The organism is Natronosalvus halobius, assembly GCF_024138145.1.
In the GTDB taxonomy this organism is placed as follows: Archaea; Halobacteriota; Halobacteria; order Halobacteriales; family Natrialbaceae; genus Natronosalvus; species Natronosalvus halobius.
Genome location: NZ_CP099997.1, coordinates 2,328,940 through 2,342,563, shown reverse-complemented (window position 1 = coordinate 2,342,563; position 13,624 = coordinate 2,328,940). Strand labels below are relative to the sequence as shown.

Annotated in this window: 13 protein-coding genes and 1 tRNA gene; 3 read left to right on the top strand and 11 right to left on the bottom strand. The window is 62.1% G+C overall.

Going from position 1 to position 13,624, the window contains the following annotated elements; genetic code table 11:
• Positions 1–43: 43 nt before the first annotated feature.
• The 7 genes from NGM15_RS11515 to NGM15_RS11485 are packed head-to-tail and all read right to left on the bottom strand — an operon-like array spanning position 44 to position 9,108.
• Positions 44–793: a DUF7289 family protein gene (locus tag NGM15_RS11515; protein ID WP_253430968.1), complete on the bottom strand. Its 750-nt coding sequence runs from the start codon at positions 791–793 to the stop codon at positions 44–46.
• On the bottom strand, positions 793–1,269 hold the full coding sequence (locus tag NGM15_RS11510) for a DUF7266 family protein (RefSeq protein WP_253430966.1): 477 nt from the start codon (positions 1,267–1,269) through the stop codon (positions 793–795). Before NGM15_RS11510 ends, NGM15_RS11515 begins: the two co-directional genes overlap by 1 nt.
• Complete coding sequence (locus tag NGM15_RS11505) at positions 1,266–2,132, bottom strand: DUF7261 family protein (protein ID WP_253430963.1); 867 nt, start codon at positions 2,130–2,132, stop codon at positions 1,266–1,268. The genes NGM15_RS11510 and NGM15_RS11505 overlap by 4 nt, the downstream gene beginning before the upstream one ends.
• The gene (locus NGM15_RS11500; RefSeq protein WP_253430960.1) at positions 2,126–2,767 is read right to left on the bottom strand and encodes a DUF7288 family protein; all 642 of its coding nucleotides are present in this window, start codon (positions 2,765–2,767) and stop codon (positions 2,126–2,128) included. The genes NGM15_RS11505 and NGM15_RS11500 overlap by 7 nt, the downstream gene beginning before the upstream one ends.
• 2 nt (positions 2,768–2,769) lie before the next feature.
• Entirely contained in the window at positions 2,770–3,246 is a 477-nt protein-coding gene (locus NGM15_RS11495; protein WP_253430957.1) for a DUF7287 family protein, read from the bottom strand.
• A gap of 1 nt (position 3,247) precedes the next feature.
• Positions 3,248–5,302, bottom strand: a complete 2,055-nt coding sequence (locus NGM15_RS11490) for a type II secretion system F family protein (protein ID WP_253430954.1) — start codon at positions 5,300–5,302, stop codon at positions 3,248–3,250.
• Positions 5,299–9,108: an ATPase, T2SS/T4P/T4SS family gene (locus tag NGM15_RS11485; protein WP_253430951.1), complete on the bottom strand. Its 3,810-nt coding sequence runs from the start codon at positions 9,106–9,108 to the stop codon at positions 5,299–5,301. Before NGM15_RS11485 ends, NGM15_RS11490 begins: the two co-directional genes overlap by 4 nt.
• A gap of 355 nt (positions 9,109–9,463) precedes the next feature.
• Here NGM15_RS11485 and NGM15_RS18720 point away from each other — a divergent pair, with 355 nt between their 5' ends.
• Positions 9,464–9,595: a hypothetical protein gene (locus tag NGM15_RS18720; protein WP_256498857.1), complete on the top strand. Its 132-nt coding sequence runs from the start codon at positions 9,464–9,466 to the stop codon at positions 9,593–9,595.
• A gap of 6 nt (positions 9,596–9,601) precedes the next feature.
• Positions 9,602–9,847, top strand: a complete 246-nt coding sequence (locus NGM15_RS11480) for a hypothetical protein (RefSeq protein ID WP_253430948.1) — start codon at positions 9,602–9,604, stop codon at positions 9,845–9,847.
• A 542-nt stretch (positions 9,848–10,389) separates the two neighbouring features.
• Here NGM15_RS11480 and NGM15_RS11475 read toward each other — a convergent pair.
• Together NGM15_RS11475 and NGM15_RS11470 are read right to left on the bottom strand one after the other, a co-directional pair.
• Entirely contained in the window at positions 10,390–10,878 is a 489-nt protein-coding gene (locus NGM15_RS11475) for a DUF411 domain-containing protein (protein WP_253430945.1), read from the bottom strand.
• A gap of 166 nt (positions 10,879–11,044) precedes the next feature.
• Positions 11,045–11,290, bottom strand: coding sequence for a hypothetical protein (locus tag NGM15_RS11470; protein WP_253430942.1), 246 nt, complete (start codon positions 11,288–11,290; stop codon positions 11,045–11,047).
• Positions 11,291–11,399: 109 nt separating this feature from the next.
• On the opposite strand from NGM15_RS11470, the gene NGM15_RS11465 reads away from it, so the two are divergent.
• The gene (locus NGM15_RS11465) at positions 11,400–12,653 is read left to right on the top strand and encodes a sulfatase-like hydrolase/transferase (protein WP_253430939.1); all 1,254 of its coding nucleotides are present in this window, start codon (positions 11,400–11,402) and stop codon (positions 12,651–12,653) included.
• A 135-nt stretch (positions 12,654–12,788) separates the two neighbouring features.
• On the opposite strand, the gene NGM15_RS11460 is transcribed toward NGM15_RS11465, so the two are convergent.
• Positions 12,789–12,906, bottom strand: a tRNA-Ile gene (locus NGM15_RS11460).
• A gap of 93 nt (positions 12,907–12,999) precedes the next feature.
• Positions 13,000–13,587, bottom strand: a complete 588-nt coding sequence (locus NGM15_RS11455; RefSeq protein WP_253430937.1) for a MogA/MoaB family molybdenum cofactor biosynthesis protein — start codon at positions 13,585–13,587, stop codon at positions 13,000–13,002.
• Between the last annotated feature and the right edge of the window lie 37 nt (positions 13,588–13,624).

Below are 13,624 nucleotides of genomic sequence, written 5' to 3'. Positions count from 1 at the left end.
CTCGAAGTTAGCGTGACGTTCAGTACTCAGTTTGATGTGACGTTCAGTACTCGAGGTCCGCGTAGACGACGTGAATCGTGACGCGGCCGTCGCCGCCGCTGAACGTACATTCTCCTCCGAATCCACGCTCCTCGAGCGTTCGCTCCCAGGCCATCTCGTACTCGGAGTCGCCGACGGTGATACTCACCTCGTCGACTCCGGTGTAGGTTCGCCGGGTCGTCTTCGACTCCATGAGACGGAGCTGGTTGATCTCGCTGCTCTGGAGGGTCCGCGGTTCGGCGTCGATGACGAGCAGGGAGATGACGGCGGTACCGGAGCCGTCCTGACAGCGGAGCATGGGCTCCTGGAGGGCGACGTTGCCGGTGTGGTCGCCGCGGAAGATGGCGCCGCCCTCGTAGGCGATGGTGTCGGTGCCGCTGCCGGCTTCGTAGACGAGGCCGCCGGTGGTGACGTCGTACTCCGCGTCTGGAGATCCATTGCGTTCGATCTCGATCGCCAACTCCGTCCCCTCGTGCGCCGTCGACACCGATCCACCACGAAGGTTGAGTTCGCCCGCTCGAGCCGTCACGCCGTCGTACCGGACCACGTCGTTGAAGTTGTCGCTCAGGGCGTCCATCGCCCGTTCAGCGTTGCGCAACTGTTCGCCCTCCTGGTAGCTCGTCAGCGACTGCATCCCGAAGACCGACACCATCGTCACCGAGCCGATGATGATGGTGAACACGAGGATAAACGCCAGGACCTCGGAGACGGCGCGGTCCTCGCGGTCGTGGGTGGAGGGGGTACGACCAAACATTAGCGATCACGCTCGAGTCTGACTTTGTCGCCGTCGTGGACGATTCTGATGGTGCCACCTGAAACCGAACTTCCATCGTCGACGGGAGCAGTGACCGGCACATACACGTCAACGTCCGCGCTCTGTGCGCTCAGTCGCATGCAGTTCGTCGCGTCTGTGAGTAACGGTTCCTCCGCACACGTTTCGTTATCCAGTAACGTGATCGTGTAGCGATTCGAGGCGACCATCGACGGGTGGTCGACGGTCAACTCGGTCGTCCCGTCTTCCGTTGCCAGTCGGTCGACCCTCGAGATTTCGCCCGAGAGTCGTTCGCCAATCGTCTCGAGCGATTGCTGGGCGCTACGATCGGTCTGGGACTCGAGGAGCGACCCGGCGGAGATGAGGAGCCCGGCGATCAGGACGGTCGTGATGCCAAGGGTGAGAACGTGGGTGATGGCGATGGAAACGCCGCGGTCGTTCGATTCGGGTTCGATCACGAGTCGGACACCCCCAGTGGCATCGGCACCTCGAGCGTTCGAGACTGCGTGAGGTCGTTCGTGGTGTACTCGAGGTCGATTTCGATCGCGACGACGGCGTCCTCATCGTCCTCCCAGTCTGCCGGCGCACTTCCCTCGGCGAAAAGCACCTCGAGCTGCACGCCGCTCATGTTCTCACTGGGCGCAACGACCAGGTCGGCGCTCGCCGGCGGGAGCCTGCTCGCCGAACACGTCGTCCGTTCTGCACCGTGGACCGTTCCCGTGACGAAGTCGATCGTCGCCGGCTCTCCGTCGAGTTCGATCTCACAGCGGTCGTCTCCTCGCTCGATCTCGAGGGTGCCGTTGTTCTCCGATATCGTGACGTCTGGGCTTCCGTTCAGTTCGACGGTGACGTTTTCACTATCATTGAGGTCGACGCTCTCGAGCGTAAGCGCCACTCCGTAGATATCGGCGTTCGACACGTTTCGCTCGGCGGAGAGATTCGCGGTCGCGTACGTTCCATTCACTGTCGACACGTTGCTCGAGACGATCGCCGGCCGATTCGCTGCCGTCTGGTTCTGATACTGGTCCAGGAACGAATTGACGTCGTCGAGGAGCGGGCCGCTGTCGTCCGGATGGACGACCACCGCTTCTCGATGCTCGGTTACCGTCAGTACCCCCTGTGTCACCTCTGCTGCCGTCCGCTCGGCGTCCGAGACGGTCTGTCCCGACGCACTCGAGGAGAGCGTCTGCGTGTAGAGGACGCCATTGAACACGACGACGACGCCGAGGAGGATGAACGCGATGGTGATCGCCGAGATGAGGACGAGTTGACCGCGTTCGTGGTCTCGCGTCGGTTCTCGAGTCGATCGCGCTCTCACCATACGACCACCCGCACCTCCACGACGTTGTAGAGGCCACCATCGTCGTCGATATCGGGGATATACCCAGCCGTCCCCTCGATTTCGCCGAGGGTCCGATCTTCGTAATCGGGCGAGGTCAGATTCTGATCGTCGTGCAAGACGACCGTGTAACTCGCCGTCACCGCCGTACTCGAGGGCGGTCCCTGGTTGACGAGTTTGATCGGCGACGCCGCCTCTCCGGACTCGTTTTCGTAGTGTAACTCCACGTTGTAACTCTGTCCGGCGTCTAGGTGCTGGTTCAAAATCGCACCCAGGGTCGACACGTTCTCGAACGCCGCCGTCGAGTAAACCCCCTGGACGCCGCTCGAGTGGTTGTGGAACTCCTCGAAGCCGTCGCTCGAGTTAAGGTCGACGTACCGAACGGTTCGCGAGAGGTCGTGCTCCCGCTGGGCGATGATCAACGCGTCCTGGACCTGTTGTTGTTGCTGGGCCTGGGCCGTGCGGTCGACCGCTCCGCCCGACGATGGCGTGATGACCACCGACTGCACTGCGAACAGCACCGCGATCAGCAGGATGAACGCCGCGATGAATCCCTCGAGCGTGTATGCCTGGGCGCGGTCGGTCGACGTCGGTGTTTCTCGTGTATTTCGTCTCATGGTTACCACACCCTCACGACGAGTCGACAGGCGGGGTCGCAGTCGTGGGACGGGTCGGACACCGTCACGATCCGCGTCGCACTACCCGCCGACTGGCCCCGGTACTCGTTTCCAACGCCAAACTGGGGTTCTCGAGTGGCGTTCACGACCGTCACGTTGATCCGATCGATCCGAACCGACCCGGTGTCTCGCAGCCCCATTTCCGCGAGCCCGTCGGGATCGGCGTCCTGGAGTGCTGCCAGATCGAGCTCGTTCGCCTCCCCGCTCGAGTACTTCGTAATGATTTCACCGGCGATTCGGTCGGCCTGGGCCGACTCCGGCGCCGTCGACGCCGAAAACGGCGTGATCAGCGACGGAACGAACGAGAACACGAACGCGACCGCGAGCAGGAACACCCCGATGCCGACCGCGAAGTCCTGGGTGGTCTGGCCTCTCGTGTCGAGCGAAACCGAGACGGTGTGGGGGCGTCGGCGCGTCATCTCAGGCCACCAGCGCCCAGGCGACCAGGGCAATCGTCGAGAGGATGATCACGTATTTCAACCCGCTCAACAGGTCGGCGTCGCGGATGTAGCCGCTGATGAACCCCGAGAGGACGGCCTGCAAGGTCACCGCGTGGAAGAACAGCAACGACAGCTGATCGATGTCGACGTTCTCGCTGAAGTTGGCGTCCGCGAGCTGGCTGTTCGCCCCGGCGTCGACGTCGCTGCCGCCCGTCTCGAGGCCCGCCATCGTCCCGATGAACTGGGTCTGGAGGATGGCGATCACCGCGAGCAACGTCATGAACGTCATGATGATGATGACGACCTGCATCCGTGTCCTGGACTTTCGTTCCCGTTCGATGTCGTCGTGATTCTCGCTCGAGCGGGCGGCCGTCCGCAACACCGCCGAAATCTGGTTCGACGCCTCCTGGGACTTCGTGATGAGCTTGACCGTCCGGGCCAGCCGCGGAATGTGGTACTTGTTGTTGAACTCGACGAGCGCCTCCGAGAGGCTCATCCCGTAGTTGACCTTGGTGTGCATCAATTCGAGTTCTCGAGCCAGCCGCCCCGAGGTCGTTTCAGAGACGGACTTGAGCGACTCGAGGAGCGTGAGGCCGGTGTCGTTCGCGCTCGCGAGTTTTCGTAAGTCTTCCGAGAGCGTCTTGACGACGGCGTTTCGCGAGATGACGTTCCACTCCCGGAAGATCGAGAGCGGGACCATCGTGATGTAAAGCGGCGCGTAGAGGTAGATGAACGTGCCCCAGACGGGCCGTGCTTTCATCCCTTCCCACGAGGTCGGCGCGCTTCCGTTGACCATTGCCGTCGTCACGACGACGAGGGCGGCCGGCACGGTCAGCGCGAGCGTGTACAGCGGGTTGTCCCGGAAGAAGATGTGCGGTGCCTGCAGAACCTTAACGGTCTCGTGGGTGCCCTCTCGGTTCTTGATCCGGTCGAAGACGCGGTGAGCGCCGGTGTACTGTTCGACGAGGCCCAGGTTGAGGAGGCCGCGATCGTGCTCGTGCTTGATCCGGCTGTCCTCGCTCGACGTCCCGAGGTAGCCGTCGCCGGGCTCGTCGTGTTTGACCGTCGAGACGAGGACGATAAAGCCCGCTCCCGTGAGCGGGATAAGTCCGTAGACTGACATGTACAACAGGTTAGGATCGACGTCCGCGTCCGGCACCATCTGCATGATCACCAGGATGATGATCAACAGGAGCGGAAACAGCGAGAGCGTCATGTACATCTCGCCGAACAGCTCGAGCGTCTCGAGGGTGAGTTCTTGCTCCTGTTTAGCAGTTCGCATGTGCTTTTCCTTCTTGTCCTCGAGGAAGCTCTCCATGTCACCGCCGCTGTTGACGATCGAGAGCATGTCGGTCAGGAACTGCGAGAGGTCGTTGCTCGGCGTCTCGATCGCCTGCTTTCGGATTGCCGTCCGGTAGTCGACGTCGAAGTACTCGGTCTCCTGGACGATGCTCTGGAACTCCTTCGAGACCTCGCCGTAGGTGTCGTCGGCCTCGGCCATCGCCTCGAGAATCTCGAGCTGGTTCAGTCCGCCGACCGAGAGGGCGTACATGTAGGAGACGGAGTCCGTCAGGAGCATGTTGATCTCGCGCTTGCGTGTCGACGCACGCGAGTACGGAATCGCGACGAGCGTGCCGAAGCCGAAGGCGAACCCGAGGCTCCCGAAGAACAGGCCCGTCGTGACGATCAGTGCCGGAATCCGCAGCGTGTCGATGATCGCGAGGACCGTCTCGCTGCTGACGGGGAAGCCGATGATCGTATCGACCTGGATCACCCCGGTTGCGAACAGGCCGTACCCCAGCATTAGCCCCATGAGCCAGAGCACGAGGCCGGCGATGAATCCGATGCCGAGCGACCGCGAGAGGTACATCTCGACGGTGTCGGTCATCCGGGCCTGGGCGAGTTTCGTCTCCAGGTCGGAGACGAACTGGTTGTCCTCGTCGAACAGCCAGTCGTAGAGCGGGTAGAACGTCTCGCCGAGGAGGTCGGAACTGTTTGCGATGGCGCCCGGTCCGTCACTCGACTGGAGGCTCATGCGTCGTCTTCCTCCGCGTCGTCGTCGGCCGGCTCGTCGTCTCCGTCCTCGGAGAAGATCGAGCCCGACATGCTATCCTCGCTGGCGTCGCTTGCGTCCTCGTCGGCTCCATCCTCTGAGAAGATCGAATCACCGCCGTCGTCGCCGAAGATCGAGCCGCTTCCATCGGTCGAATCGGTCGAGCCGTCATCCGCGCCAGCGTCGGCTGTCGAACTTTCGTCGTCGAAGATCGATCCGTCGTCCTCGGAGAAGATCGACCCCTGGGGGGCCTCCGCCGGGGTGTCGTCGCTCGAGCCGTCAGTATCGGAACGAGCGTCGTCGCTCGAGCTGTCGGCGCTCGAGCTGTCGGCGTCGTCGGTCGTCGGGCCGGACCCGAAAATCGAGTCCAGATCCCGATCCGGGAACATCGCGTCGAATCCCGACGTGTCGGGGCCTGGCTTCGAGTGCGTTTCCGTCTGTGTCTCCGTGCTCGGCCCCTCCTCGAGGCGCTCGAGCGTCGACCCCATGTCGGAGAACAGTCCCTCTAGGGTGCCGTCTCCCTCGTCGGTCGTCTCCGGAGTAGTCGTCGTAGAAGTGGTGTTCGTGGTTGACGTGTCGGTCGTAGTGGACGTATCGGCTGTAGCTGACGTATCGGTCGTGGTGGTTGTGTCAGTAGTGGTTGATGTATCGGACGTGGCTGACGTATCGGTTTCGGCAGACGTACCGTCCGCGGCGCTCGATTTCCCTGACGTACCGTGATCGGCGGTCGCAACCGTCCCTGTGCCTGCCTGCTGAGTCGCCGCTTCCTCGCTTTCGTCCTCGAGGTCGGACTCGGGGCTGGGTTCGGCCGCCGGCCGACTCGCCTCGCTCGCCGTCTCGTCGGACCCGGTCGGCGGCTGGATCTCGTCGGTGGATCGGCTGGATGTCGTTTCCGCCGGCGCAGTCGTCGATGTCTCCGACGGCCCGGCCTCCAGTTCCGGTGCAGACGCCGGTGCCGTAGCGGGTTCGGCCGTCGATTCGTCCGCGGACGACGCGTCCGCCGTCGCCGTCTGACTCTGACCGCTCGAATCGCCGGTGGCGAAGTCCCCGTCGTCGTCCAGCCACGCAGGACCGTCGCCCGAGTCGAAGGCGAACTCGGTCGAGCCGTCGCCGAGGTCCCAGTCGTCGTCCGGGACGTCCTCGTCGACCTCGCCGCCGAAGTCGAACTCGTCGACGTCGGCCCGGTCGACCTCGATTGTGTCCGCCTGTTCGACGTCGCCGAGTGCGCTCGCGAGGCCGCTCGGAACCTGTCCCCGGTACTCCTCGAAGAGCGACTCCTCAGCCCGCTCGAGGATGTCCGTCGAGAGGTTGTACGTCTCGGTGGTCGAGTCCGGCCGCGGAACCAGTTCCTCCTTCTCGGGGTCGACGTCGATCAGGACGCTCTCCATCTCCTGGAGGTCCTCGAGGCTGTTCTCGAGCTGGCCGTTGGCGATCAGCGTCAGGATGGTTTCCTGATCGTTGATGAACGCCTGGACGGTCGCCGCGACCTCCGAGTACGTGTTGAGGCCGTTCTTGATCAGGTACGCGAGGATGACCTGGCGCTTGAACAGTTCGGTCCGGAGCTTCTCGTCGTTCCAGCCGCGGTCGAACTTGATCTCTTCCAGGGTGTTCGAGTCCCCCATCTTGAGGTACTCGTCGGTCTCGGCCTGCCACTGGTAGACGTCCTGGACGTTGATCTCGTCGTGTTCGGCCTCGTAGTGGTTGATCTCGGTGAGCGATTTGTTCCGGCGGACCTTCTGGCCCTGCACCCGGGTCTGGGTCTGGATCGAGACCAGGTCCAGCGCCGTGAACATCGTCTTCGAGACGTTAATGGGGTCCGTCGTGAACCGCTTGAGCACTTCGTCGACGGAGTCGGCGTGGAAGGTCGTGTACGTCGTGTGCCCCGTCGACATGACCTGGAACAGGGTTCGTCCTTCCTCGCCCCGAATCTCGCCCATCACGAGGTAGTCGGGACGTTGACGCAGCGCGGCGCGCAGCAGGTCGAACTCGTCGACGTCGCCCTGGTCGTCGTCGGCGAACGAGGGGCGGGTGACGGAGGCGATCCAGTTTCGCTGTGGGAGTTCGACCTCGCGGGTGTCCTCGATGGAGACGATTTTGGTGTTGCTCGGGATGAACAGCGAGACCGCGTTCAGGCTGGTCGTCTTCCCGGAGGCCGTCCCGCCCGCGAAGATCAGGCTCTTGTGGTTCTCGATGGCGAGCCAGAGGTAGGCCATCTCGTCGAGGCTGAACGTGTTCCAGTTGATGAGGTCGACCGGGGTGAACGGGACGTCCTTGAACTGTCGAATCGTGTAGTTGGTCCCGTGATCGGAGACCTCCTTGCCGAGGGTCAACTGGGCGCGCGAGCCGTCGGGGAGGGTGGTGTCGACCTGCGGAAGTCGCTTGCTGATCCCTTTGCCCGAGCGCTGGGCGAGTTTGACGACGAAGTCGTCGAGTTCGCCCTCGCCGTGGTAGATGTTCGAGATGACCTGTTCGTATCCCGAGTGGTAGACGAACACCGGCGAGTTGTAGCCGTCACAGGAGATGTCCTCGACGTTGATGTCGTGTTTGATCGGGTCGATCCGCTCGTAGCCGAGGAAGTTTCGTTTCAGGAGGTAGAGCAGTTTCTCGACCTGGTACTCGGTCAGCGTGTCCGGGTCGTCCTCGAGAATCGCTGGCTCCGGCCTGGCCGCCGTGCCCTCGAGGTAGAGGTCGGCCGTCGTCGGCGTCTCGTCCTCGTCATCGAGCAGCGTTCGCAGCGATTCGATGATCCCCTTCGTGGTCTTCCCGCTCGACTTCTCGAACAGGTCGTAGCGTTTCAGCAACCGACGGGTCTCCTCCTCGATGACCTCCCGGCGGCCGTCCAGGTCGGCGGTGTGTTTGATCCCGTCGTCGGAGTACTTGATCGCCGTCCGCAACTTCCCGCCGAGGAAGTCCCGTAGCTCCTCTTCGATTGGATTCAGGTGGGGCTCGACGGCGTAGTACTTCTTCTCGTTTTCCTTCTCGGAGTGGAAGATGATGACGAACGCGTAGGGTTTGTTCACCCAGTAGCGCTCGACTTCGCGGTAGTGGCGCTTCTTGGCGAACGGAACCGCCTTCTCGAGGTCGTACCGGTTGACGACCGTCGTGTCGCCGATTTCCGTCGAGAAGAACTTGTCTTCGTCGAGTTCTTCGCTGACGTTGACCGTCCGCTCCTCGACGACGTCGTCCAGTTCCATCGCGGCTTGCCCGCCCTGGTGGAGCTTCCGACGGATGTCGTCCGGGTCGAACCCGAGTGCCTCCTCCTCGTCGAACGACTCGATTTCGCCCGACCCGTCGCGGGGGCGGCTGCCGTCCTCGTCGTAATAGTACTCCCACTTGTAGTGCTCCCAGGTGTAGAAGTCCTTCAGAACCGGGGTGGATTCGGGGTCGACGTAGGTGAGAAAGATGTCCTGGAGACGGTCCCCGTTCGGCTGAAATACCTCGCCGATCAGGTCCGGCAGTTCGTCCGGATCGTAGCCCAGGTGGGCCTCCGGATCGAACTCAACGCGCTCCCAGTCGGCGCCGTAGGGTGCGGTCGACTCCGCCGAGCCGTCGGTATCGAGCCCGAGCTGGTCGTCGGGGCCGCTCACTCCGTGGGGATAGAGAATCGAAATTTCGTCCTCGTAGCCGTACTCCGTCATGAAATCGGCCCACGTGTACGCTCCGACCCGAACGTCGGCGCCTCGAGTCGGTTCGTGTGTCGTCTGTGTATTCGACCCCGACGCCGATCCCGAGTCACCTCCCTCAGTGACCGCACCCGGATCGGTCTGGTCGACGTCCTCAGTAGCCATTGACGTCCTCCAATCTCTCATCCATCAAAAGTTTCATCCAGAAATTACCACTTCTGATAATCTCGGACAATGCCGTCCGTGTCACTGTCTCGCGCCCGGTCGCTCGTCTCGATCTCACGCGCATGTCAGCACCTCCACTGTATCTACCGCCCGTTTCGACCACGTTTATTTTTGTCTTGTGGTTAACGTTAAAATACTATCATTTGCGATCGGCGGTTGACGACTCGGTGATGAGTGTGACCCACCGGTCTCGTTTGTCCAGTCTCACGGGCTCTGATCGCCGAAAACATTCCCCGGCTGAACAAACCGCTCATTTTATTATTCGATGCGGCCGTCTCTCAGCAGAACAGGCACTATGGCACTTCCTCGTCTTCGTGACGACCTCAGTCCGCTCGCGTGGTGGATACTCGTCCTCTCGACCATCGCCGTCGGGGTCGCGCTCGTCGGGACGATCATCCTCGCCGCCGAGTTCGGGGCCATCTTCTAACACACTATGCAGCACACTTCCCTCATCCCCTCGAAAACGGTCCTCTACCACGCCGCTGGGCTCTTCCTTCGCGTCTACATCACCATCGTGATCGTGACCACCGTCTACAGCCTTCTCTGGTTGCTCGAGATTGCGGGCTACCTGGACGAACAGATCATCGGCGTCATCTGGATCTCGATCGCCGCGATGGGATCGGTGTTTCTCGTCCTCTTGATCCCGCTCTACTGGTCGAGCCGGTCGAAAAACAGGTAGCCGACCCCTTCTCCACGAGCGACATGCGTTTCAGGTCGGGTGATCGGACTCGCAATCGACGCAATCGACGAGAAGCAGCGATCGGTACGCGTGCCAATTCCTCGAGGCAACTCTCGACCCGGCAGGTTCTCGATCACGGTATCCGACGTGGACTGCCGTTCTCTCCCGACCGACTTTCGACTCCCGGATAAAGGGATTTGAATATGCATGGCCGAGTATGATCGGCTATGGCTCGAAGGGGAGACGGCTCGAACAGAGTGGTCGCGATCTGCGTCGAGTGTGGATCCTCCCACGCAGCGATCGTCTGTGAGGGCGGACGAATTCGCCCGATCGGTACGGACGCGTGTTCCTGCGGTAGCCGCGACTTCGAGATAATGGAGTGACGGGTACTGCTCGAGGGCCTCTGCCATCGAGTCGTTGCTTCTGGTTCGTGTCCTGGACGCTGGAATCGATCGGACTGCGTCACTGCTCTATTTCCAGCGCTCGTTCGACGGGGCTGGATTACCGGGCACTCACAGTTCTGTGACTGGATTGCTGGCCGTTCACAGCTCTGTATATACTTTCGGGCCCCCTTCGAACCGGATTTCGTACACCGGCCACGTTTCGTCTTTCTTTCCGCCCATCCCCGGCGACCCTGGCGGCATTCCCGGTAATGCAATTCCAGCGATACTGGGCTCGTCTTCAAACAGCGTGGCGATGATTTCGGCTGGAACGTGACCTTCCACGAGGTAGTCGTCCAGTTCGACGGTGTGACAGCTTCGAAGGTCGGGTTCGATTCCGCGATCGTCCTTGAAGTCCTCGAGGTCGTCGGGAACGACTGTCTCCAGGTCAGTCGTGAGGAAGTCGTCGAGATACTCCGCGTAGACGTCACAGCAGTCGCAATTCGATCCCTTGTACATCGTTGCGGCGGTCGCCGGAATTGCGTCGTCCGTCTCCCACTCGTCAGTTCCATCGCTCAGGCACCCTGCCAGCGCAATGCCGATTGCACTCCCACCGGCAAGCAAGGCCGCGCGTCTCGATGTCTCTCTCATTCGCACTCCGATAGTCTCTCTCGAGTGCCATCTCTGTGTCGACGATTCCAGACGTGCGAGAATCGCCTGATTGTCGATGGCTGCGTCGCCCACAAACGAACGGACGAACCGGATAACCGAAACTGAAACTGAAACCGAAACTGAAACCGAGCGGGCGATCTGATCGCTACTCGAGGTAGCCCAGCGACTCGAGTCGCGCTTCGACTTCGTCCTGGGCCGGCCCCTCGTAGTCGTCCGTCTCGGTTTCGGCTTCGACGGACGTGAGCACTTCCCGGACGACGAACGTCACGTACTCGTCGGCTGAGTCGAAGTCGCTTCTGGGGAGCCGAGATTCGATCCTGGAGACGAGGTCCGGCGGAAGGGTAATCGACTCGCGTTCGTCACGTTCTATCGCAGCGTGGTCCGAAGCCATTGGCGTGAGTTGGACTGCGAAGCGTATTATTATCGGGTGTATAAGCTATCGCCACCGCTTCGTCGAATACAAACATTGATTGGTGAGACTGGAGACCGTAGCGACAGTAATGGGAGACCAACGGAACGTCATACTCGTCACGGTCGACAGTCTTCGACTCGACTACTGTAGCTACGCGGACGAGCTCTCGGACGCGATGCCGACGTTAGAGCGGCTCGCGGACGACGGTCTCGCGTTCGAGAACGCGATCGCCACGGGGCCTGCAACCCACGAGTCGGCGACGACGTTCATGACCGGAGAACACGCGGTCGAGCGACCGGGGAGCACCGAGATTACCAAATCACAGATGCGGACCCACATCCGAGCGCATCTCCGATCGCAGCGAACGCTCGCCGAACGGATGTCGGCGGCCGGATACGAGACCGCGGGATTCACCGCGAACCCGTGGACATCGCGCCACTTCGGGTTCGATGCCGGCTTCGACTACTTCGAAGATTTCATGGACGAAGACCTCTCACAGGGGCTCATCGAAGGTGGCCGGCCGGACAACACCGTTCGCTACGCGCTCGTCCAGGCGCTCAACTGGTGGCAGGGCCAGGACATGTTCATGTCGTGGGAGAACTATTACGACGAGATAGCCACGTGGCTCGAGAGCGCCGACGACCCGTACTTCGCGTGGGCGTTTCTGGTCGACCCCCACCTCCCGTACATTCCAGGTGACGAATATCGCTCGCGGTCGCGACTGATGACGTACCTGGCGAACATGTGGATGTACGCTGGACGGCCGGACTGGTTCGACGAGCGGTTTCGCGCGGCGCTTCTGGACGCCTACGAGGACACGGTTCGACACACCGACGCGTTCCTCTCGCGGCTCCTAGACGACCTGGAGGAGATGGACGACGACCCGTTGCTCATCGTTCACGCAGATCACGGCGAACTGTTCGGCGAACACGGACGATACGGCCACGGCGGGTATCCCCACGAGGAACTGGCTCACGTTCCGCTGGTCGTCGGCAACGGGCCGAACGACACCGTGACGGAGCCGTTCTCCTTGCGACGCCTCCCGGAACTCGTCTCGACGCTGGCGGCGGGTGGGGACTACGAAGCGCTGACGGAGCCGTGGGTGGTCACGCGGAACAGAAACCCGACGACCTGCATCCGCGGGAAGAACTGGAAGTTCGGCAGAAGACACGACGGCGAGGAACTCCTCCACGCACTGCCGGGCGACGAAAACGAACAACTGGACAACGAGGAACTGCGCGCGATTGGTCGTCAGTTGGTCGACGACTGGGAGGAGGCAAAACGAGAGCGCGAACGAATCGTCCGCGGCGTCGACGAGCTTCCGATCGGCAGCAAAGTATGAGCGGGCTGGATCATCAGTCGGCTCCAGGGAATCTAATTAGGACCTGAGGGTCAATCATTACCCAGCTGCAGAACATACGGGACGTAAACGCTGTTTCCTGGAGACACGTTGGCTCGGAAGCGTGTAGTCGCTGGATGGGCCCTGACGGATTCGAACCATCGACCACTCGGTATCTCACACCCCCTCATACCCACACGGCGGGTACAGCGCGTGTTATGAGCCGAGCGCTCTAACCAGACTGAGCTAAGGGCCCTTCAATCGGGGGAAAACGGGCGGGCTAATTAACGCTTGCTGTCTGCCCTCACTCGAGACACCTTCCCTGCCCGTTTCGAGCCTCGAACTGGCGCTACTCCCCGTCGAAATCCGCGAGCGTCTGTGTACCCGTTCCGGCGCGGTGTTTCGTCGCCAGCCCCGCCAGGTGGGGCGCCTCGGGGACGATCAACTGCTCGCAGGCCGTTCGGCAGGCGTTCGTACTCCCCGGGAGACAGAACACGGGCGTGTCCGCGGCGATACCCGCCGTCGCTCGCGAGGCCATCGCTCGCGTGCCGACCTCGTCCCACGAGAGCGAGCGGAAGAGCTCACCGAACCCCGGCAGGTCGCGTTCGAAGAGCGCCGAGGCCGCGTCCGGAGAGACGTCGTCGGCGGTGACGCCCGTTCCGCCGGTCGTGAGCACGACGTCGATCTCGGGCTGGACGACCAGACTCCTGACGGCCGTCCGAATCGCCGCGTAATCGTCGCGGACGAGTTCGCGGACCTGGACCTCGTGACCCTTGGCCTCGAAGCACTCCTGGATGGTGTCGCCGCCGGGGTCGTCCGGATCGGGCTCGTCGCTCGCGGCTCTCGAGGACGAGACGGTGACGATTCCTACGTGTAGCGGATCGATGACGTCGTGTCCATCGTCGTCGGTCGTTCGTCTGTCGGCGGGTGTCGACATGGGCGTCTCTCCGGTGGGCGGCCACTAATAGCCATTC